Origin of the sequence: Sporosarcina sp. resist, assembly GCF_014302295.1 — a bacterium.
GTDB classification, from domain to species: Bacteria; Bacillota; Bacilli; order Bacillales_A; family Planococcaceae; genus Sporosarcina; species Sporosarcina psychrophila.
In genome coordinates this window covers 3069338-3090399 of sequence record NZ_CP060287.1, presented here as the reverse complement: position 1 = coordinate 3090399, position 21062 = coordinate 3069338, and the positions used below count along the sequence as shown (strand labels likewise).

The window sequence follows — 21062 nt, the reverse complement described above, 5'->3', positions numbered from 1 at the left end:
GGGCGTCGTATGGAGAGCCGAATCGATCGGATAAAAAAACAATTGCATGGGGCCAGCTACAAGCTGACACCTCAGCGCGAAGCGACGGTTTTGGTCCTCCTTGAGCATGAGGAAGATCATCTGAGTGCTGAAGATGTATTTTTGCTAGTCAAAGAGAAAGCACCGGAAATCGGGCTTGCTACCGTGTATCGTACGTTGGAATTGCTGACAGATCTTAAGGTAGTCGATAAAATCAATTTTGGTGACGGTGTATCGAGGTATGATCTGCGGCAGGAAGGTGCTGCCCATTTCCATCATCATCTTATTTGTATCGAATGTGGAACAGTGGATGAAATTCAAGAAGATCTTCTCGGAGATGTCGAAAAGATTGTTGAAAGTCGCTTTGAATTCGCTATTAAGGACCATTGGTTAACGTTTCACGGTATTTGCAAAAGATGTAAATCGGATGTAGATGAAGGTGAGAAGTAAGAAGAGGGATGGCATAATGCTGTCCCTTTTGTCGTTGGGTAGGAAATTATAAAATTTAGGTCTGTAGAAAACTTGAGGAAAAGCTATTCCACGTTCAGATTCCAGCACTTTTGTCTTGGACTCAAACCTGTAACAATCGAAGGGGGGAAGGGATTTGTTCAAATTAAAGGCAAATGGAAACGGTTTTTCTGTTTCCCGCTTGTTATGAAAGACATCCGTTTTGCGCTTGAAGATTACATGCACTTTTTACAAGTGGAGCGGCAGTTGTCAGGAAATACAATTATTTCATATAAGCGTGACCTTGCCGAATATCTAGACTATATGGAACAGGCAGGTTACGAATCATTGGATGACGTAGATCGTCCTGTTATAGTGGGGCATTTACATCGATTGAAAGAAGGCGGGAAATCGGCTAGGACCATATCCAGACATATTTCATCAATCCGTTCATTTCATCAATTCCTTCTTCGGGAAAAGGTCACGACCCAGGATCCAACAGTCCATTTGGAACTGCCGAAACTTGAGCAGAAATTACCACGTGTTTTGTCAATGGACGAAGTAGACAGACTAATCGAGGCGCCAGATCGTTCAAAGCCACAGGGTGTCAGAGATACTGCGTTGCTCGAAATTTTGTATGGGACAGGTATGCGTGTAAGTGAACTGATTGGACTTAATATGAATGATATTCATCTCACGATGGGGTTTGTCCGTGTATTCGGTAAAGGTGGGAAAGAAAGAATTATCCCTCTCGGGGGGAAATCAATTACGGCGTGTAAGCGTTATATCGAAGAAGCACGTCCAATTTTTATAGAAAAACAAAAAGGTGCCGATGCATTATTTGTCAACATGAGGGGAACAAGACTTACTAGACAGGGTTGTTGGAAACTGTTGAATGGACATGCCCTAAAAGCGGGTATACAGAAAGAGTTGACGCCACATATATTGCGTCATACTTTTGCTACTCACCTCATCGAAAACGGGGCGGATCTGCGGGCAGTACAAGAAATGCTCGGACACGCCGATATTTCCACTACGCAAATTTATACACATGTCAGCCGTTCGAGGTTGAAAGAGGTCTATGTGAAATTCCATCCAAGAGCATAGAATTCTACAGGAAAGATTATTTTTAAGGAGGACTAACTTATGGGGAAACAACAATTCAAACGTATCCATCTAATCGTGCTCGACTCTGTGGGCATCGGAGAATCACCGGATGCTTCTGCATTCGGCGATGAAGGTGCTGATACGCTGGGACACATCGGGGAAGCAATGGGAGGCCTGCATATGCCGAACATGGGCAAACTAGGTCTTTCTAATATTAGGGAAATTCAAGGTATTTCCGTTGCGGAAGAACCACTTGCTTTTTACGGTAAAATGCAGGAAGCATCTGTAGGGAAAGATACGATGACGGGGCATTGGGAGATCATGGGTCTTAACATTGACACGCCATTTAAAGTATATCCAAACGGCTTTCCGCAGGAATTGATCGCGGAACTTGAACAAAGAATAGGACGTAAAGTAATCGGCAATAAACCGGCTAGTGGCACCGCAGTCATTGATGAATTTGGCCAGGAACATATGGAGACGGGCGCAATTATTGTCTATACGTCTGCAGATCCTGTGCTACAAATTGCGGCGCACGAGGGGATTATTCCAATTGAAGAACAATACCGGATTTGTGAAATCGCACGTGAGTTGACATTGGAACCAGAATATTTAGTTGGTCGCGTCATTGCACGTCCATTTATTGGAGAACCGGGCAACTTTACACGAACAACAAATCGACATGATTATGCACTTAAACCATTTAATCGTACAGTGATGAATGAATTGGTGTCTGCGGATTATGATGTTATGGCGATTGGCAAAATTGCTGATATCTTTAACGGTGAAGGCATTACCGAATCCGTTCGCACTGTGAGTAATATGGACGGCGTCGACAAATTACTTGATGTTATGAAAAAAGATTTCAAGGGCCTCAGTTTCACGAATCTCGTTGATTTTGATGCGTTATTTGGACATCGGAGAGATCCGCTTGGTTACGGCAATGCACTACAAGAATTTGATGTCAGGTTGCCAGAAATTTTAGAATCACTGCGTGATGACGATCTACTTATTATTACAGCGGATCACGGTAATGATCCAACTTATCCTGGAACGGATCATACCCGTGAATATGTCCCACTCGTGGTCTACTCGCCTTCATTAAAAACTGGTGAGGAAATGCCACTGAACGAGACTTTCTCAGATATTGGTGCTACGATTGCGGAAAACTTTGAGGTGGAAATGCCTGAGTTTGGTAAGAGTTTCTTGCGTTTATTAAAAGAAAAGGTGTGATGAAATTGTTCAGAATGGTAGATGTAATTGAGAAAAAACGAAACGGTGAAGTCCTTACAAAAGAAGAAATCACCTTTTTTGTGAACGGCTATACAGTTGGTTCGATTCCGGACTATCAAGCGAGTGCATTCCTTATGGCAATTTACTTTAAAGGGATGACTGCAGAAGAACAGGGATATTTGACGATGGCGATGGTCGAATCTGGAGATCAGATTGACTTATCCGCAATCGAAGGGATTAAAGTCGATAAGCATTCTACGGGCGGAGTTGGCGATACGACTACGTTAATCCTTGTCCCTCTTGTCGCGGCGTGTGGCGTTCCTGTCGCGAAAATGAGTGGTAGGGGTCTTGGTCATACAGGCGGGACACTCGACAAGCTAGAGGCCATAGAAGGGTTCCATATCGAATTGACAGAAGAGCAGTTCGTCAAGCAAGTGAATGATTTAAAATTAGCGGTCATCGGCCAAAGTGGCAACTTGACACCTGCTGATAAAAAACTCTATTCATTGCGCGATGTGACAGCAACTGTTGACAGTATCCCGCTAATTGCCAGCTCAATTATGAGTAAGAAAATTGCTGCAGGTGCAGATGCGATTGTCCTCGATGTTAAAACGGGTGACGGTGCATTCATGAAGACTGAGGCAGACGCAAGAGCTCTGGCTCATTCGATGGTGGCGATTGGTAAACAAGTCGGTAGAAATACGATGGCGGTTATTTCGGATATGAGCCAGCCGCTTGGGTTTGCAATTGGGAACTCGCTTGAAGTGATTGAAGCGGTTGAAACGCTAAAAGGGAATGGTCCTGAAGACTTGACGGAACTATGTCTAGTTCTTGGTAGCAAGATGATTGTTGCAGGCGAAAAAGCTACTTCAGTTGAGGAAGCTAGGGAAATGTTAAAAGCGGTCATTACTGACGGTTCAGCACTTGAACTGTTTGGTAAACTGATTGAAGCGCAAGGCGGAAATGGGGCAATCATTCATGATACATCTCTATTACCGACAGCGAAATATCAGATTGAAGTACCTGCACTTTCATCGGGTTATGTAACGAAGATGGAAGCGGATGACATCGGTGTTGCCGCAATGCTTCTTGGCGCGGGTAGAGCAACAAAAGATGATGAAATCGATCTTGCGGTAGGTATTGTGCTTACTAAAAAAATCGGAGATGCTGTGCAAGAGGGAGAACCACTTGCCATTATCCATTCGAATACTGAAGCTGTAGAACAATCCATGACACTGATCCAGAAACATATTACGATTGGAAAAGAAGCTGTGGAAAGCCCGCGCCTTATAGGCGACATGATTACAGGCTAAATAGTAGTTGAAAATAAAAGCTACCCTATCAACCGAGTTTGGTTGATAGGGTAGCTTTTTGAAATTAATCATACCCGGAGCCAACCGATCATATCTGAGCCAAACCAATCAAACCCGCAGCCAACCGATCATATCCGAGCCAAACCAATCATACCCGCAACCAACCGATCAAACCCGCAGTCGACCGATCATATCCGTCCCCACCCGATCATACCCGCAGCCAACCGAGCATATCCGAGCCCACCCAATCATACCCTCAGCCCGACCGATCATATCCGTCCCCACCCGATCATACCCGCAGCCACCCGAGCATATCCGAGCCAAACCGATCATACCCACAGCCCAACCGATCATAATCGTCCCAAACCGATCAAACCTGCAGCCAACCGAGCATATCCGTCCCCACCCGATCATACCCGCAACCCACCCGAGCATATCCAGCCCAAACCAATCATACCCGCAGCCAACCGAGCATATCCGAGCCCACCCAATCATACACACAGCCACCCGAGCATATCCGAGCCCACCCGATCATACCCTCAGCCGACCGATCATATCCGTCCCCACCCGATCATACCCGCAGCCAAACCGAGCATATCCGTCCCCACCCGATCATACCCGCAGCCAAACCGAGCATATCCGTCCCCACCCGATCATACCCGAAACCCACCCGAGCATATCCGAGCCCACCCAATCATACACACAGCCAAACCGAGCATATCTGCCCCAAAACATTTCTTTTTTTATCGGATGTGTAAATCGTATGGAAGACGTACATACTTTCATCAGTAGTGGGCAATGTCGAAACATAAGAACTTTACGCTGACTGTGACTAGTTCTGTCAGGCGAAAGGGTTTCGGTCTCCAAATGTGGAATATTTCGCAGGAAGGAGGGGGTTCAGCATGGCTGACATCGAAATTATTGACAATGGGATTTTAATTGCAACACTGCAAGGGGAATTGGACAATCATGAGGCAAATCGAATCCGGTCCCACATTTCTTCATCTATTTATAGCGGACAAGTCCGAGCGATTATTTGGGATTTGTCGAGGCTTGGTTTCATGGATAGCGCAGGAATCGGGCTCATTCTTGGAAGGATGCGCGATTTAGCACCTGTGGAAGGGGAAACGCTCATTTTGAATCCGTCCACGACAATGGAGAAGATATTCACATTTTCCGGTCTTGGACCAAATATAAGACATAGTACGGTCGATTTAGCGATCGGTGAAATCGGAGGGGTATTACATGAACAATGAAATGACGTTATCATTCGTCGCAATTGAGGAAAACGAAGCACTGGCAAGGATGGCAATGACTTGTTTTATAACGCCGTTGGACCCGACTATTGAAGAAATTTCAGAATTTAAGACCATTGTGTCGGAAGCCGTGACGAATGCAATTATTCATGGCTACGAATGTGATGGGAAGAGTCTTGTCACAGTCCGCGCTGTGATTGAAGAAAACAAAGTTACAATGACGGTCCGCGATGAAGGAATGGGTATTTTTGACGTAGAACAGGCGATGGAACCGATGTTTACGACACGCCCCTTCATGGAGCGTTCAGGAATGGGATTTACGATAATGGAAAGCTTTGCCGACAGTTTGTCCGTCGAATCAGTATTGGGAAATGGAACAATCGTCAAGTTCGAGAAAACGTTTTCTCCGGTCCCGGAAGCAAGCAGAATGAGGTGACCCATGGACGCATCCGTTGAAGTGAAACCTGCATTGTTGACCCAAGAAAAGATGAGAGAACTCATTAAAGTTTCTCAAGAAGGTGATAAAGAAGCGAGAAGAATGATGGTGGAGGGAAATACGCGGCTGGTCTGGTCTATTGTCCAGCGGTTTGCTTCCCGTGGCGCAGATCCCGAGGATTTGTTCCAAATTGGTTGTATTGGGCTTATGAAATCAATTGATAAATTCGATTTGTCGTATGAAGTGAAATTTTCTACTTATGCGGTACCTATGATTGTCGGAGAAATTCAGCGTTTTCTAAGGGATGATGGAATGGTGAAAGTGAGTCGATCCATCCGTGAACTTAGTTTCAAAATCCGGCATGCAACTGATGATTATATTAAATTGCATGGAAAATCGCCATCGATTTCAGAGGTTGCAGCAGTCTTGGAGGTATCCGTCGACGATATTGTTCTCGCATCTGATGCTTTACGTGATCCTGCATCACTTCATGAACAGCTATATGAAAGCGAAGGGGATAGCTTAACGCTGATGGATCAGTTGCGAGATGATCGGTCTGAAAGAGTGTTCGACCATATCCCACTTCGGGATGTCATTTCTAAATTAAATAAACGAGATCAAACGATCATTTATATGCGTTACTATTTGGATTGCACGCAAAGTGATATTGCAGAAAGAATTGGCATATCACAAGTCCAGGTGTCACGGCTTGAAAAGAAAATTTTAGCCCAATTGAAATTATGGATGGGCGTTGATTCGGAAGAAATTATACTAAATGTGAGGACGGATTGAACTAATGGAAAAGCTATTCCAATCGGTGAATGAAGGGGAAGAGTGGTTCTATACCTGTTTCGGTAAAGACAAGACGTTCGATGCTACTGCCAGATCATTGCATCTTTGGGATATGCCTGCTCTGTTGCTTTATATTAATGGACTCATAGACAGTGAAACAATCACGACTTTATTGACTGAAATGCAAGGGGCTAGAGGAAAAGAGGACGAAAACCAGGAGGATGGAGGGGAACGATTCCTCTCCTTTTTCCCGTATCACGCCGTTTCCAATGTGAAAGATAGGGACGAATTACTTACTTCAATATTAAGTGGACAGGCAGCCTTCATCACGCCTGATGGCTATGTGTTTACCATTGATATTCGGTCTTATCCAGGCAGGCAACCTGAAGAGCCTGACAATGAAAAAGTCGTCAGAGGATCGAGAGACGGATTTACGGAGAATCTTATTCAAAATACCGCGCTAATTAGAAGGCGGCTTCGTACTGAGGATTTACGATTTGAAATGCATAAAGTGACGATGAATGGGAAAACAGATGTAACAATCACCTACATGCAAGGGGCAGCAAGTAAAGAACATCTTGATTATATTCGTGAAAGGCTGGATGCTATTCACCATGATGGGCTGACAATGACGGATAAGTCGCTTGAAGAATTTTTGTTCAAACAGCGGTTTCATCCAATGCCTTTCGTTCGTTTTACAGAGCGTCCTGATATATGCGCGGCGCATTTATTGGAAGGGCATGTCGCTATCATCGTGGATACATCACCTTCTGTTATACTTGTTCCGGCTCCACTATTTCATCATTTACAACATGCTGAAGAATACCGTCAAGCCCCGCTTATTGGAACATTTGTCAGGATTATGCGTTTGTTTGCAGCTACCATGAGTCTTGTTCTTTTACCATTTTGGTACTTGCTCGCAACGAACCAACACTACTTACCCGATTTCCTCAGTTATATAGGACCGAAAGATATCGGGGAAATCCCATTACTTGTTCAGCTTCTTATCGCAGATGGCGGAATCGAAATACTTCGAATGGCGGCTATTCATACACCGACACCGATGTCGACCGCGATGGGGCTTGTTGCAGCGATTGTCATTGGACAAGTAGCGATAGACGTTGGTCTTTTCACCCCAGAAGTTGTTTTATATGTGGCGGTAAGTGCAATTTTCACATTCTCAATACCTTCTTACGAATTAAGTCTTACGACAAAAATCTTCAGGATTTGTATTCTGTTGTCGACTGCATTATTAGGAGCACCCGGATTGTTCTTGTCCATAACCGTACTTTTCTATTACTTATGTGCATTGAAGCCAATGGGGGTACCGTATTTGTGGCCCGCTGTACCATTTTTTCCAAAGGCAATGTTACGTGTTCTTATTAGGTTTCCAATGACTGCCGATGCACCTAGACCGTTTATAACGGATTCTCCTGATCGAGACCGTGTCTCTTAGATCATTGCCTCAACCCTTCTTTATATGATAAAATTTTAGTTATCTAATTCGAGAGGGGCAGGCAACATGCATTTATATGGAACACAATCAGTCAACGAACGTGGCCATCTGACAATTGGTGGCACAGATACGGTTGATCTCGCACATACTTATGGAACACCACTTAACGTCTATGATATTGCCTTGTTCCGTGAACGGGCAAGCGCCTTTAAGAAAACATTTGAATCGTTGGGCATCCGTGCGCAAGTCGCTTATGCGAGTAAGGCATTTTCGTCTATTGCTATCTACGAAATCGCCGAACAGCAAGGACTTTCTCTAGATGTTGTTTCTGGAGGGGAATTGTTTACAGCGGTGTCTGCAAACTTCCCGCGTAATCGAATTCATTTCCACGGTAACAATAAAAGCTTTACCGAATTACAATATGCTTTTGATGAAAAAATAGGATGTATCGTTATTGACAATTTTTCTGAAATCGAACTGGTTAAGGAAATCGCGGAATCTCGTAAAGAGTCTATGAACGTACTTATCCGTGTAACACCGGGAGTGGAAGCTTCTACACATGATTATATTACGACTGGCCAGGAAGATTCGAAGTTTGGTTTTGATTTGAAAAATGGCCAGACAGATGAGGCTTTCCTTCAGTTGTACAATCATCCTTACATCAATTTGTTAGGTATGCATTGCCATATTGGTTCTCAAATATTCGAAACAGATGCGTTTCGTTTAGCGGCAGAGGCGCTTATGAATAAGATGGTTGCCTGGCGCGATAATAATGAATTCATCTGCACAGTTCTGAACTTAGGTGGCGGATTTGGTATTCGTTATACTGAAGAAGACAAACCGCTTGAACCGTCAGTATATGTCGAAGAAATGGCGACGGTTGTTCTTTCAATGACGCGGAGCCATAACTACCCATTGCCAGAAATTTGGATTGAACCCGGCAGATCGCTAGTCGGAGATGCAGGTACAACTTTGTATACTGCTGGTAGCTCAAAAGAAGTGCCTGGTATTCGGAAATATGTCGCAGTTGACGGTGGAATGTCGGATAATATTCGACCGGCGTTGTACGGTGCAAAATATACTGCCGTTTCGGCAAATCGTATGAACGAACCTCACGTCGATAAAGTGACGATAGCGGGGAAATGTTGTGAATCCGGTGATAAGCTTATTGAAGAGGCTCAACTCGCTGATCCAACTGAAGGAGACATCATCGCTGTTTTCTGCACAGGTGCTTATGGCTATTCGATGGCTAGTAATTACAACCGTCTTCCAAAACCGGCAGTTGTATTCAGTGAAAATGGACAACATCAGCTTGTCGTCCGCAGGGAAACTTATGAAGACATTGTCAGATTAGACATTCCGTTGCAACTAGTAAGACGGGAGGAGAGGATTTGAGAAAACGCAACATCCTCCTTTTCATCTTCATTGTAGTTGCAGCTATTATGTGGGGAGCGGTATACTGGAAGTTCGTCATGCCAATTATTGATCCGCGATAAAGTGAAACTTCAATCAGTAGGGGGCTTTTCTTCCACTGATTGTTAGTTGCGGCCACAGGGATTATGTTCCGATTGATCTGGCTTTTCCGGAAGTGGGTCCTCCACTTAATGTATTAAATCACTATATATATTGAACAAATGAATACCTATATAAACTGAGCGAAGGCGGCCTTTCAAGGGGTAGCAGAAGCCAAAAGAATGGCTGCGCAGCTGCCTGACTGATGGCGGAAGGAATCCCCTAGCGCCGCAGCGAATACGGTGGGATTTCTGTATGTCAATATATATAGGCCATAAATGGGCTCTTACTGCCCATTTAAGGCGCGATAAAGGAAACTGCTTATCATTGGAAAACGTAGTTAGTTCTATCCAATGACCAAAGTGTTTTCAGAAAAGAAGGGATTCAATTGATACTTTTGCGTTATAAGAAAACGTACGAAAAAATTGCGATGGGGCTGCTTTCTTATATGCCCGGCGATAAAACCGTCAAGAAATTGCAGGAATGGATTCAACGATATGAAACAGATGATAGTTGGCAATTATATCTTTTGAAAAAAGATGAGGACTTCATCGGTTTGATAGGCATCGAATTAGGGGAAGAAGACTACACTTTACAGCATCTCTCTGTCAATCCATCTTTCCGTGGTGAAGGAATTGGTCAAGAAATGGTCATGAAGCTGCAAGCGCTCTTCCCTGATAAAACATGTATTGGAACTGAAGAAACTGATTTATTCATACAGAAATGTAAGCCTAAAGAAGAAGGTTCAGACTAATTAACGTCTGCCCTTCTTCTTTTCTTCGCGTTCCCGAAGAATATCACTACGGTCTCTGAGCATATGTTTATGAATGACAGCATCACTGCCGAATGGTAGAAGTGTCATAGATTGTTCCAACTTACTAGCCAGGTCAGTAACGTTAGCTGATAGGATAGTGATGGGGAACGATTCGAATGGCAGATCTTGCTCCAAACGGTTGACTGCTTTTGTAACATCGTAAACTAATTGGTCAAAATCAATTTCTTCCGTGTATTTAGGATAGTTAGCAAGGAAAGTCGGAAACTTTGTCATTGCTTTGTTAAGTGTACGGGATGCTCCTGGTTTATTGCCTCTACGCCAATGATACATTCCTGTCGCAAGGAGGATATAGGCTGTCAACGGGTGATCTTTATCGCTGTCAGGAATAGACTTCCAATACTCCTCCAGTACTTCGTGGCATTCAAAATAGTCTTGATTGCCATTGAAATAAACAATAAAATTTACGAATAGCGGATGATGATACGGATGCATGTAATCAGCCCTTTCCATAGTCTGAAAGATAGGTAGGTGTCACGAATGACATATCAAGTAAAATTAGAGGCTTTCGAAGGGCCACTAGATCTATTATTGCATTTAATCAACCGACTTGAAATTGATATATATGATATCCCGATGGCGGAACTGACAGCGCAGTACATAGAACACCTCCAAGCGATGCGAGTACTGCAATTAGATGAGTTAAGTGAATACCTCGTCCTCGCTGCGACGCTGATTGAAATTAAGAGCAAAATGCTTCTACCAGTCCACGAAGGAGATGAGTTTGATGACGACTTTGATTTTGACATGGAAGACGATCCACGTGACGAGTTAGTTGCGCGCCTGATTGAATACAAAAAATATAAAGAGGCAGCAATTAGTCTGAAAGAGTCTGCAGATGAGCGATCCGGTCATTTTACCAAACCACCCGAAGATCTTACGGAGTTTGGTGAAATTGTGGCGAGTGAATCAGATGAAAGTTTGAACGTTTTCGATTTAATTGGCGCGTTTCAAAAGATGCTTAACAGAAAACGTTTGAAGGCACCTATGATAGCAAGTATATCTAAGACGGAAGTTTCTATCAGTGAAAAGATGGATGAAATTATGGCAATACTAGAAAAGGGCGGCGGGAAATGTGATTTCTACTCCTTATTCGACAAAGGCGAAACAACAGATCTTGTCGTAACTTTTTTATCGTTGCTTGAATTGATGAAACGGCGGGACATCATTGTCAATCAGGAAGGTAATTTTGACGATTTGACAGTATCGTACCGACGGGAGGATGAGTGAAATGGAATTTAAAGACCGTTTGCCTGGGATGATCGAAAGTTTTTTATTCATAGTAGGGGATGAAGGGTTAACGATTAAACAGTTAACATCTCTAGCTGAGCGTAAAGAATCAGAGGTTACTGAGGCAATTGACTGGCTACGTATGAGTTATGAAGAGCGCAAAGAGAGCGGCATTATGCTGAAGCAGTTTGGAGGGGCATATCGTCTTGTGACGAAAGCTGACTTCGCGGAAGATATAAAACGGTTGTTGGAAAATCCATCTCCGAAATCCATGACCCAAGCATCACTTGAAGTATTGGCAATTATCGCATATAGGCAACCTGTGACACGTGTTGAAATTGACGATCTTCGGGGTGTTAAATCCGAGGGACCTATCAATACGCTAATTGCCAAGGGACTCATAATGGAAAAAGGTCGATCGGAAGGAAGTGGACGAGCGATTCTCTTTGGCACAACAGACTTGTTCCTGGACCGTTTCGGTTTGGCATCACTAAATGGATTGCCACCCCTTTCGCAGGAAGAAGAAGGCGAGACAGTTGAAACAGACTTGTTCATGACAAAGTTCCAAGAAGCGTTTGCGATGGAAAATGACGGAGGAGGAAGCATTTCTTGAAACGGGCGATAATCGTTGTCCTATTTTTCACGTTACTAGTTGGCGGAGGTTTGAAAGAAGTCGCTGCGTCCGGCCAAGCATGGGCCGTTATTGACGCTGATACAGGCAGATTGTTGGAAGGTCATAATGAAAACGTTAGACTGCCGATAGCCAGTCTAACAAAAATCTGGACGGCTTTTACGTTCCTTGAAAGTGTTACAGAGCCCGGAGACGTCATAATTTCGCCACAAGCTGCTTCGGCCGAAGGTTCGTCCCTTTATTTACCGCAAGGGATGAAGATTGAAGCAGATGCCCTGCTAACTGGTCTAATGCTACGGTCAGGCAACGATGCAGCGCGTGCGTTAGCAGAACACGCGGGCGGTTCAATGGACGGCTTCGTGGACCTGATGAACGACAAGGCACTGTTGTATGGATTGAATGATACTGTCTTTTCGAATCCGTCAGGTCTGCATGATGAACGTCACTTGTCTACTGCATACGAAACAGCGCTCATGCTACATTATGCTATGGAAAATGACCAGTTTCGTACTATTGCTACCACAAAGAATTTTAGTTATCAGGGGAAGGATCAAGCTTATAGCTGGCGTAACAAACACCGCCTCCTACATTCCGAATCGACTGCGATTGCAGGAAAGACTGGTTTTACAAAAGCCGCGGGCAGAACGCTTGCAACTTATTTCGAGAAAGATGGCAAAAACATCATCGTTGTCACTCTGAACGATGGTGACGACTGGAATACACATAAAAGTTTGGCCAATAACGTGTTTTCCTCATTCAAGTTGGTGACTGTCGCTAAAAAAGGGGTATATGATATTCTACCCGGTGTAGAAGCAGAACTGTCCAAGCCAATCCGTTTGTTATTGAAAAAAGGGGAGAAATCGAAACTATCAAATGTTATTATTATCCCCCGTGGAAAAAATGAAAAAAGTACAGGGCATTGGACCGTGTCACTCAGTAATGAGCCACTTATTACGACGGAAGTACTTATAAAACAATGAACTTGTTACCAATGGCAAAAAACACAGCAAACTTCAAGCGAATATTAATCGAAAATATGCAATTGTGACGGTTTGGGGAAGACTGACGCCATATAGGTCAGTCTTCTTTTCATTTGCTACAAAGTGTGACATAATTTTTTCAAAGGTAAGAAAGTATAAGTTTCTTGACATGGAACAGTGTCTAGACTTCAGGCGCCAGCCGCTTGGCTCATAAGCAATCCAGCTATGTGGCAAAGAGCGCCACGTCGCTGGATTGACTTATGACCATCGCGTCTAGCGGGCGCCTTCCGCTTTTCTTACAGAATGAAGATGGGGTGACTTAATGGAAAGATTACAGAAAGTGTTGGCACAAGCAGGCGTGGCATCACGTAGAAAATCAGAAACACTAATTGTTGCAGGAAAAGTGAAAGTGAACGGTGTCGTCGTAACAGAGCTTGGAACAAAGGTATCTAGTTCGGATCGTGTAGAAGTTGAAGGAGTTCAGCTTGTTAAAGAGACTTACGTCTATTTCTTATTATATAAACCAAGAGGAATCATTTCGACAGTGGATGACGAGAAAGGCAGGAAGACGGTGTTAGACCTATTCCCGCAAATCGAACAACGGATTTTTCCGGTTGGACGTCTAGACTATGATACATCCGGTGTTATTATCATGACGAATGATGGCGATTTCTCTTACTTAATGACGCATCCGAAATTCGGTATTAAGAAAAAGTATATTGCAAAAGTAAAAGGAATCCCTAGTCGTGAAGCGTTGCGCAAACTTGAGACTGGAATTGACCTAGAAGACGGTAAAACTGCCCCTGCACATATAAAAATGCAGTCAGTAGATAAAAAAACTGAAACTGCGCTTATTGAGATTACAATACATGAAGGAAGAAATCGTCAAGTACGCCGTATGTTCGATGCAATTGGATGTCCGGTCCAAAAACTTCGCAGGGAATCATTTGGTAACGTAACAACTCACGGAATGAATGCTGGAGAAGCTCGGGAATTAACAAAACATGAAGTGAAACAGCTACGTGTACTCGCGGAAACAGGTAAAATAGGCTGATTGTGAGTCAATTGCACCTCGATTTAATTGCGCCTAAATTTTGAATTGCGCTTGTAGCCGCAGGACGCGGCGAACTCAGGTTGCCTTCCCAAACTCCTGTCAAAATTTGTGACATCCGCCTGGGGCTTGCCGTAACTAGTAGGAGACTTCTACTGATTACGGCAATTGTTCACAATCCCTTCAATTATGATGCGTTTATACAAAGGTCTATTTGTTATAATTAAAGGCAGAACTTATTTATTGTAAGGAGGCATTACGTATGGCTAAGGCGGATCAAAAGAAAACACGTCTTATTATAAGGACAATCGTCCTGTTACTTCTCGTCTCGGCAGTTGTCTATACAATCGCTTCAAAAGATAAAGTGAAGGTATTAGCAGTTGGAGATAAAGCACCCGATTTTGAGCTTGTCGATTTGGAAGGTAACAAACAACGACTTTCTGATTATAAAGGTGAGGGAGTTTTCTTGAATTTTTGGGGAACTTGGTGCGGACCATGTAAAAAAGAAATGCCATACATGGAAAATCAACATAAAGCATTCGAAGAAAAAGGTGTCAATATCCTTGCCATCAATATCGCAGAGTCTAATTTGAAGGTTGAAACGTTCAGAGACCAGTATGGCCTGTCTTTCCCAATCGCTATTGATAAAGATAAGAGCGTTAAGGAAGTCTATAATATAGTGCCACTTCCTACGACCTTCCTTATCAATAAAGACGGCAAAATCGAACAAATTATAACAAGGGAAATGTCTGAAAATGAGATAATTTCACTCATGGAAAGCATTCAACCCTAATAAGGAGTAAATCCAAAATGAGCAAAATCAAATGCCAGTGCGGTCATGATAATCCATTTGGCACAGTGCTTTGTGAGCGATGTGGTAGACCGCAGACTGAAGAAGCGAAAGAAAGCAAACTTGTCGACATGCGTTACGAAGGTGCGGCAAGAAGATCGCAGACATATAAACGGTCGATCATCGATAAAATATGGAATTTCTTTTCGAGTGTAAAAATTGGAATTAGTATTATCGTTGCCGTTCTCGCAACTGCTGCGATAGGCACTATTTTTCCACAGAAACTGTATGTAGCCGCGTCAACTGAGGCGGAGTATGCAGCTTACTACGAACGGCTTTATGGATTGGCAGGCACGATTTATTACAAACTTGGTTTTCATGACATGTATAATAGCTGGTGGTTCATTACGTTGGTCGGGATGCTTGGAACTTCCATCATTATTGCCAGTGTCGACCGAGTTATACCGCTTTATAAATCATTGAAAAGGCAACGTACAAAACGCCATCCTTCATTCATGAAAAAACAACGAGTCTATGGTGAAGGACCATCGGAAGACCCAGAAGCTGCACTTATAAAAGCTGAGGGGAAACTGAAGGAACTTCGTTACAATGTGAAAATCGAAGACGGAGCTTTGCTTGCAGAGAAAAACCGTTTTTCAAGATGGGGTCCGTACGTCAATCATTTAGGACTTATCATTTTTCTGTTTGGTATTCTACTGCGCGGTATCCCTGGGTTTTATGTTGATGAAACAATGTGGATTCGCGAAGGGGAAACACGCTCTATTCCAGGTGCAGAAGGTTATTATTTGGAAAGCAAAAATTTCATTATGGAAAACTACACGAAAGAGGAAGCTGATGAGGTATTCGGCGATGCGCTTGAACGTGTCGGCATGATTGCGAAAAACTATCAGACGGATGTCGCTCTATATCAGACACCTGAAGGCGGTCTTCCAGGATCTGATGAAATGGACTTCGTTAAAGAATACTCTATCATTGTTAATAAGCCATTGAAATTTGATGGATTCAACGTTTTCCAAATGGATTTTCGTTTAGATGAATTAAAATCGATGACATTCCAATTAACTGAAAAAGCTACGGAATCTTCACTTGGGGAGTTTACAGTCGATCTTACTAATCCGGAACGTGAATATGAACTTGATAATGGCGCGCGCGTTATTTTGAGCGATTATTATCCGGATTATGACGGGATTGAAGACGGAGAACCGAAATCGAAATCTCCAGTACCGAATAATCCAGCATTCATCTTTAAAATGGTGACCCCAGCCAAGCCGGACGGCGAGATGAGTTTCGTCGCCATCAAACAAACGCTTGAAACGGAAGTCAACGATTATAAGGTGAAATTCGTTAGTGCAGAAACCCGTGATATATCTGGGCTGACAGTACGCAAAGATAAAACATTATATCTCCTTTTACTAGGAGGAATTATCTTTATGATTGGTGTTTCGCAAGGATCTTATTGGAATCATCGACGAATCTGGATTCAAAAAGGACCTAATGGAGAGCTACTAGTTGCAGGACATACGAATAAAAACTGGTTCTCCTTGAAAAAAGAGTTAGATCAAGTGAAAGACGTTGCTAATTTACCGTCCTATGAAGACAGACAGGACAAGGAATCTATCTTGCGAGATAAGGAAGTGGACAAAGTATAATGGGACTTGCATCGTTAAGCGCTAACTTGCTGTTAGTTTCATTTATCGCTTACCTCGTCGCGACGCTATTTTTTGGCGGCGCGGTGAAAGGCGCTAAATCTGAAGCATCTTATAAAAATAACCGTTGGGGAAAAATTGCGATTACCATCACGGTCATCGGATTCATTACCCATGTAGGTTACTTCATCACACGCTGGATTGCATCAGGTCACGCACCAGTAAGTAATATGTTCGAATTTACGACTGCCTTTGGGATGATGCTCGTTGGGGCATTCATTCTTCTGTATTACTTATATAGAACACCATCACTCGGCTTGTTTGCTTTGCCGATTGCGATTATTATTATCGGCTATGCAAGTATGTTCCCGAAGGAAATTACACCACTTATTCCAGCACTGAAAAGTTACTGGTTGACAGTTCATGTAATTACAGCTGCACTTGGTGAATCGATCCTCGCGATTAGTGCCGTAGCTGGGTTAATCTATTTATTGAAGAATATCGATTTGACGAAAAAGTCGAAACAGCGGTTCTGGCTAGAGGCGGTTATTTTCACGCTTATCTTAGTAGTCGGTTTCGTATTATCTTCGTCAACGTTTAAATTGACTGGCTATGAAGCACATTTCACTTATATTGATAAAAATGAACAAGCTGCTAAAATTGAGTACAATTATCCACCACTTTTCGGTATGTCTGGCTATGAATCGCTAACACCGGACGCGATGACGCCTTGGGCTGAAATGCCACCAATCGTCAATGCGAAGACGCTGACGACGTTCGTCTGGTCAATCGCAAGCGGAATCATTCTCTACTTGATTCTTAGACTCATTTTCCGTCGTCCAATTGCGGCATTGTTGCAGCCATTCGCTAAAAAAGCGAATTCGCAACTAATGGATGAAATTGGATACCGTGCGGTTATGATTGGTTTCCCTATCTTTACACTAGGTGCTCTCATTTTCGCAATGATCTGGGCTCACGAAGCGTGGTCAAGGTTCTGGGGATGGGATCCAAAAGAAGTATGGGCCCTTATCACATGGTTATTCTATGCTGCATTCCTTCACGTGCGTTTATCACGCGGTTGGGATGGCGAAAAATCGGCATGGCTTGCGGTTATCGGTTTCGTCATCATTATGTTTAACCTGATTGCCGTGAATTTGATCATCGCAGGGTTGCATTCATACGCTTAAGCGAGAACTGCCTAGTAGTTATCTAACTACTAGGCAGTTTTTTTGTTTTATAAGTGAAAATAAAAATCCCCTTCAAATCTACTTCGGTGCTTAGTTTATGCTATACATTGGCTCAACATATATAAAGGGGGATTATAAGATTCGGTAATGTCAATGTGTTGTAACTTCGAGGTTTCAAGTCAAGTGCTTGGGGCCGTTTATGATCGGTTGGTAAGGGTATATGCTTGGTGTGTGTCGATTATGATCGGTTGGCAAGGGTATATGGTGGGTGTGTGTCGATTATGATCGGTTGGCAAGGTTATATGCTCGTTCGTACGCCGATTATGATCGGTTGCAAGGTTATGCTCGTTTGTGTGTCGTTTATGATTGGTTGCAAGGTTATATGCTCGTTCATGTGGGGTTTATGATCGGTAGTCAAGAGTATATGCTTGGTCATGCGTCGATTATGATCGGTTGGCGAAAGTATATGCTTGGTTGTGTGTTCACTTTTGATCTTACTAGACACCGGTTCGCCATTTTGAAGTTGCGCTTAAGAACGTCGCTACGGCTTTTCTGTTTCTTTTTTGCACAACGACTTGTACAATGAGGATAGTAGCTAGTTGAAAGGGGTAATCATTTATGGAAGAAAAAGTGACGTTGTTAGTAGTAGACGACGAGGAAAGAATCCGTCGTCTGTTAAATATGTATCTTACTCGTGAAGGGTATGAAGTCGAAGAGGCTGTCGATGGCGCGGATGCACTCGAAAAAGCGCTTGTGAATAACTATGATTGTATTTTACTCGATTTGATGATGCCTGAAAAAGATGGATTAGAAGTGCTAGAAGAACTAAGAGAAAAGAAAATTATGACGCCTGTCATGATGCTGACGGCAAAAGGCGAAGAGTCAGACAGAGTAACTGGTTTTGAGTCGGGTGCTGATGATTACATAGTGAAGCCTTTTAGTCCGCGTGAAGTTGTTCTGCGGGTTAAAGCAATTCTTAGAAGGTCTGTTACGTTTCCAGGTGCCGCTTCATCATCTACATCGAAGGACTTGGTCGTCTTCCCTCAATTAACGATAGATCACGATGCACACCGGGTTACAGCTGAAGGAGAAGAAGTTGGGCTGACGCCGAAAGAGTACGAATTGCTCTATTTTCTTGCGAAGTCGCCTGACAAAGTATTCGACAGAGAGCAGCTGTTAAAAGAAGTGTGGCATTATGAATTTTTCGGAGATCTCCGTACAGTAGATACGCATGTCAAACGGCTACGTGAAAAGCTGAGCCGCGTTTCTGAACAAGCAGCAAAAATGATTGTTACTGTTTGGGGAGTCGGTTACAAGTTCGAGATTCCTAATGAATAGAATATGGAATTCAATTGTCGGGAAGCTATGGGCAACCATATTGCTTCTCGTTTCTTTTGTATTATTTATTGTTACGGCCTTGCTCCTTGAATTCCTAGATGACTTCCATACACAACAGGCTGAGGAATCATTGCGAAGGGAAGCAACAACGATCGGGAAAATTGTTAATGATCACGAAAGTCAAACTTCGATGAACTTGATTATTGATGACATTCTTGACGACGAAACGAATGCGATGATTGTCGATACCAATGGGGAAGTTACGCATTCATTCCATAAAGGATTGAACAAGGATAGAATAGAAAATAAAGTGCTCTATGAATCCATGTTTTATGCAGCTGAAAAGAATAATAAACAAGTTGTAAAAGAGATGATCTTACCTTCGATTAATGAAGAGAATGTCATGGAACAATACCTTGTTCTATCCTATCCACTTGAAAAAGGAGAGCAACTCGGTAGCTCAGTTATCATTTATCAAAGCCTTGAAGCCGTCCATAGGACAACAGAAAGTACTACACGTATCGTATTCTTATCAGCATTTATTGCCTTTATTTTAACAACATTTTTCGCCTTTTTCCTGTCAACAAGAATTACTTCCCCTTTACGTGGATTGAGGCAGGCGGCATTTGAATTATCGAAAGGGAATTTCGATACAAGATTGCCTGTAATGCAAAATGATGAAATTGGCCAGCTTGCAACTGCATTCAATCAGATGGGTAGACAGCTTAAATATCACGTTGAACTTATTAATCAGGATAAAGAGCAGCTTTCAAGCATCCTTACATCGATGACTGATGCTGTCATTACATTTAATCGAGATTATACAATCCTGCTAAGTAATCCACAAGCTGAACAGTTATTGCAGAATTGGTATTTTAAAAATGGCGCACAAGAGGGTAACCATCATATCCCACCGGCGATTTTTCATATGCTTGAACATGTTATTACGTTCGCTGAGGAAGTTGAAGATGAATTAGAATTAGGTGGACAGTTTTATGGAATCTCTATTAGCCCGTTGTATAGCGGAAATAGTATTCGTGGGGCAGTTGCTGTCTTACGTGATATGACAGATCAGCATAAGCTTGAGAAACTTAGATCCGACTTCATAGCAAATGTATCTCATGAACTTCGGACACCGATATCTATGTTGCAGGGGTATAGTGAAGCCATTATTGATGGAGTTATAACAAGTGATGAAGAGCGCGACGAAATGGTACAGATCATACACGATGAATCGAAAAGGATGGGCCGACTTGTGACGGATCTTCTCGATCTTGCAAGGATGGAATCAGGACATATGCGACTTTACAAAGACGATCTATCGATGATTCCTTTTCTCGACCGGATAGTCAATAAATTCATGCAAGTTGCGCGTGAAGCAAATGTCGATTTGACTTTCGAATTCTTGGAAGATACAGTACTCATTTCAAATGTAGATGAAGACCGTATGGAGCAAGTATTGACGAATTTAATAGACAATGCAATCCGCCATACACCTGATGGGGGAAGTGTTAGACTTGGAATACAAAAACAAGTTGATATGATTGAAATAACAGTGACAGATACAGGTGTTGGAATTCCGCAAGAGGACTTACCGTATATCTTCGAACGTTTTTACAAAGCAGATAAAGCGAGAACTAGAGGAAAAGGTGGAACAGGTCTTGGACTCGCCATCGCGAAAAGCATTATCGACTCACATGGTGGCAAGATCGCTGCAACAAAAGGCGACACTGAAGGAACGATTTTCAGTTGCATATTGCCCTTAAAAAAGATGTAACTTAATAGC

At 42.9% G+C, this 21062-nt stretch carries 21 protein-coding genes; 20 read left to right on the top strand and 1 reads right to left on the bottom strand.

Features of this window, described 5'->3' with window-relative positions:
• Positions 1-9: 9 nt before the first annotated feature.
• The 10 genes from H7992_RS15275 to H7992_RS15230 all read left to right on the top strand — a co-directional run bounded on the left by H7992_RS15275 (position 10) and on the right by H7992_RS15230 (position 10324).
• Positions 10-468: a ferric iron uptake transcriptional regulator gene (locus H7992_RS15275; RefSeq protein WP_067210494.1), complete on the top strand. Its 459-nt coding sequence runs from the start codon at positions 10-12 to the stop codon at positions 466-468.
• Positions 469-672: 204 nt separating this feature from the next.
• A complete protein-coding gene (xerD, locus tag H7992_RS15270; RefSeq protein WP_187047911.1) occupies positions 673-1572 on the top strand; it encodes a site-specific tyrosine recombinase XerD in 900 nt (299 codons plus the stop codon).
• A 39-nt stretch (positions 1573-1611) separates the two neighbouring features.
• Positions 1612-2805, top strand: a complete 1194-nt coding sequence (gene deoB, locus H7992_RS15265; RefSeq protein ID WP_067210491.1) for a phosphopentomutase — start codon at positions 1612-1614, stop codon at positions 2803-2805.
• Positions 2806-2819: 14 nt separating this feature from the next.
• Positions 2820-4118, top strand: coding sequence for a pyrimidine-nucleoside phosphorylase (locus H7992_RS15260; RefSeq protein ID WP_231885839.1), 1299 nt, complete (start codon positions 2820-2822; stop codon positions 4116-4118).
• Between the two features lie 902 nt (positions 4119-5020).
• Complete coding sequence (locus tag H7992_RS15255; protein ID WP_067210483.1) at positions 5021-5374, top strand: anti-sigma factor antagonist; 354 nt, start codon at positions 5021-5023, stop codon at positions 5372-5374.
• Positions 5364-5810: an anti-sigma F factor gene (spoIIAB, locus tag H7992_RS15250; protein WP_067210481.1), complete on the top strand. Its 447-nt coding sequence runs from the start codon at positions 5364-5366 to the stop codon at positions 5808-5810. The genes H7992_RS15255 and spoIIAB overlap by 11 nt, the downstream gene beginning before the upstream one ends.
• 3 nt (positions 5811-5813) lie before the next feature.
• Complete coding sequence (locus tag H7992_RS15245; RefSeq protein WP_067210478.1) at positions 5814-6602, top strand: SigF/SigG family RNA polymerase sporulation sigma factor; 789 nt, start codon at positions 5814-5816, stop codon at positions 6600-6602.
• A gap of 4 nt (positions 6603-6606) precedes the next feature.
• On the top strand, positions 6607-8058 hold the full coding sequence (locus H7992_RS15240; RefSeq protein ID WP_187045152.1) for a spore germination protein: 1452 nt from the start codon (positions 6607-6609) through the stop codon (positions 8056-8058).
• A gap of 66 nt (positions 8059-8124) precedes the next feature.
• The gene (gene lysA, locus H7992_RS15235; RefSeq protein ID WP_187045151.1) at positions 8125-9453 is read left to right on the top strand and encodes a diaminopimelate decarboxylase; all 1329 of its coding nucleotides are present in this window, start codon (positions 8125-8127) and stop codon (positions 9451-9453) included.
• Positions 9454-9958: 505 nt separating this feature from the next.
• Positions 9959-10324 (top strand): GNAT family N-acetyltransferase, encoded by a 366-nt coding sequence (locus H7992_RS15230; RefSeq protein ID WP_335339500.1) that lies wholly within the window; start codon positions 9959-9961, stop codon positions 10322-10324.
• Here H7992_RS15230 and H7992_RS15225 read toward each other — a convergent pair whose 3' ends face one another.
• Complete coding sequence (locus H7992_RS15225) at positions 10325-10837, bottom strand: DUF309 domain-containing protein (RefSeq protein WP_067210470.1); 513 nt, start codon at positions 10835-10837, stop codon at positions 10325-10327.
• Between the two features lie 45 nt (positions 10838-10882).
• Here H7992_RS15225 and H7992_RS15220 point away from each other — a divergent pair, with 45 nt between their 5' ends.
• The 10 genes from H7992_RS15220 to H7992_RS15175 all read left to right on the top strand — a co-directional run bounded on the left by H7992_RS15220 (position 10883) and on the right by H7992_RS15175 (position 21053).
• Positions 10883-11632: a segregation/condensation protein A gene (locus tag H7992_RS15220; RefSeq protein WP_187045150.1), complete on the top strand. Its 750-nt coding sequence runs from the start codon at positions 10883-10885 to the stop codon at positions 11630-11632.
• A gap of 1 nt (position 11633) precedes the next feature.
• Complete coding sequence (scpB, locus tag H7992_RS15215) at positions 11634-12245, top strand: SMC-Scp complex subunit ScpB (protein ID WP_067210465.1); 612 nt, start codon at positions 11634-11636, stop codon at positions 12243-12245.
• Complete coding sequence (locus H7992_RS15210) at positions 12242-13243, top strand: D-alanyl-D-alanine carboxypeptidase family protein (RefSeq protein ID WP_187045149.1); 1002 nt, start codon at positions 12242-12244, stop codon at positions 13241-13243. The genes scpB and H7992_RS15210 overlap by 4 nt, the downstream gene beginning before the upstream one ends.
• Before the next feature lie 322 nt (positions 13244-13565).
• A complete protein-coding gene (locus H7992_RS15205) occupies positions 13566-14297 on the top strand; it encodes a pseudouridine synthase (RefSeq protein ID WP_067210459.1) in 732 nt (243 codons plus the stop codon).
• 259 nt (positions 14298-14556) lie between these two features.
• Entirely contained in the window at positions 14557-15087 is a 531-nt protein-coding gene (resA, locus tag H7992_RS15200) for a thiol-disulfide oxidoreductase ResA (RefSeq protein ID WP_067210457.1), read from the top strand.
• Between the two features lie 17 nt (positions 15088-15104).
• Positions 15105-16754 carry a cytochrome c biogenesis protein ResB gene (locus H7992_RS15195; RefSeq protein WP_067210454.1) on the top strand — a complete coding sequence of 550 codons (1650 nt, stop codon included), beginning with the start codon at positions 15105-15107 and terminating at the stop codon, positions 16752-16754.
• Positions 16754-17938 carry a c-type cytochrome biogenesis protein CcsB gene (gene ccsB / locus H7992_RS15190; protein WP_067210451.1) on the top strand — a complete coding sequence of 395 codons (1185 nt, stop codon included), beginning with the start codon at positions 16754-16756 and terminating at the stop codon, positions 17936-17938. The genes H7992_RS15195 and ccsB overlap by 1 nt, the downstream gene beginning before the upstream one ends.
• A gap of 268 nt (positions 17939-18206) precedes the next feature.
• Positions 18207-18524 carry a hypothetical protein gene (locus tag H7992_RS15185; protein WP_187045148.1) on the top strand — a complete coding sequence of 106 codons (318 nt, stop codon included), beginning with the start codon at positions 18207-18209 and terminating at the stop codon, positions 18522-18524.
• A 32-nt stretch (positions 18525-18556) separates the two neighbouring features.
• Positions 18557-19276 (top strand): response regulator transcription factor, encoded by a 720-nt coding sequence (locus H7992_RS15180; protein ID WP_067210448.1) that lies wholly within the window; start codon positions 18557-18559, stop codon positions 19274-19276.
• A complete protein-coding gene (locus H7992_RS15175) occupies positions 19269-21053 on the top strand; it encodes an ATP-binding protein (RefSeq protein WP_187045147.1) in 1785 nt (594 codons plus the stop codon). The genes H7992_RS15180 and H7992_RS15175 overlap by 8 nt, the downstream gene beginning before the upstream one ends.
• Positions 21054-21062: the final 9 nt, after the last annotated feature.

Excerpts from the sequence above, each read along its gene's own strand:
- ccsB (WP_067210451.1), top strand. The coding sequence starts at position 16,754 with ATGGGACTTGCATCGTTAAGCGCTAACTTGCTGTTAGTTTCATTTATC.
- H7992_RS15275 (WP_067210494.1), top strand. The coding sequence starts at position 10 with ATGGAGAGCCGAATCGATCGGATAAAAAAACAATTGCATGGGGCCAGC.
- deoB (WP_067210491.1), top strand. The coding sequence starts at position 1,612 with ATGGGGAAACAACAATTCAAACGTATCCATCTAATCGTGCTCGACTCT.
- scpB (WP_067210465.1), top strand. The coding sequence starts at position 11,634 with ATGGAATTTAAAGACCGTTTGCCTGGGATGATCGAAAGTTTTTTATTC.
- H7992_RS15175 (WP_187045147.1), top strand. The coding sequence starts at position 19,269 with ATGAATAGAATATGGAATTCAATTGTCGGGAAGCTATGGGCAACCATA.
- H7992_RS15180 (WP_067210448.1), top strand. The coding sequence starts at position 18,557 with ATGGAAGAAAAAGTGACGTTGTTAGTAGTAGACGACGAGGAAAGAATC.
- H7992_RS15240 (WP_187045152.1), top strand. The coding sequence starts at position 6,607 with ATGGAAAAGCTATTCCAATCGGTGAATGAAGGGGAAGAGTGGTTCTAT.
- spoIIAB (WP_067210481.1), top strand. The coding sequence starts at position 5,364 with ATGAACAATGAAATGACGTTATCATTCGTCGCAATTGAGGAAAACGAA.
- lysA (WP_187045151.1), top strand. The coding sequence starts at position 8,125 with ATGCATTTATATGGAACACAATCAGTCAACGAACGTGGCCATCTGACA.
- H7992_RS15205 (WP_067210459.1), top strand. The coding sequence starts at position 13,566 with ATGGAAAGATTACAGAAAGTGTTGGCACAAGCAGGCGTGGCATCACGT.
- H7992_RS15260 (WP_231885839.1), top strand. The coding sequence starts at position 2,820 with ATGGTAGATGTAATTGAGAAAAAACGAAACGGTGAAGTCCTTACAAAA.
- H7992_RS15255 (WP_067210483.1), top strand. The coding sequence starts at position 5,021 with ATGGCTGACATCGAAATTATTGACAATGGGATTTTAATTGCAACACTG.
- xerD (WP_187047911.1), top strand. The coding sequence starts at position 673 with ATGAAAGACATCCGTTTTGCGCTTGAAGATTACATGCACTTTTTACAA.
- H7992_RS15225 (WP_067210470.1), bottom strand. The coding sequence starts at position 10,837 with ATGCATCCGTATCATCATCCGCTATTCGTAAATTTTATTGTTTATTTC.
- H7992_RS15220 (WP_187045150.1), top strand. The coding sequence starts at position 10,883 with ATGACATATCAAGTAAAATTAGAGGCTTTCGAAGGGCCACTAGATCTA.
- H7992_RS15245 (WP_067210478.1), top strand. The coding sequence starts at position 5,814 with ATGGACGCATCCGTTGAAGTGAAACCTGCATTGTTGACCCAAGAAAAG.
- H7992_RS15195 (WP_067210454.1), top strand. The coding sequence starts at position 15,105 with ATGAGCAAAATCAAATGCCAGTGCGGTCATGATAATCCATTTGGCACA.
- resA (WP_067210457.1), top strand. The coding sequence starts at position 14,557 with ATGGCTAAGGCGGATCAAAAGAAAACACGTCTTATTATAAGGACAATC.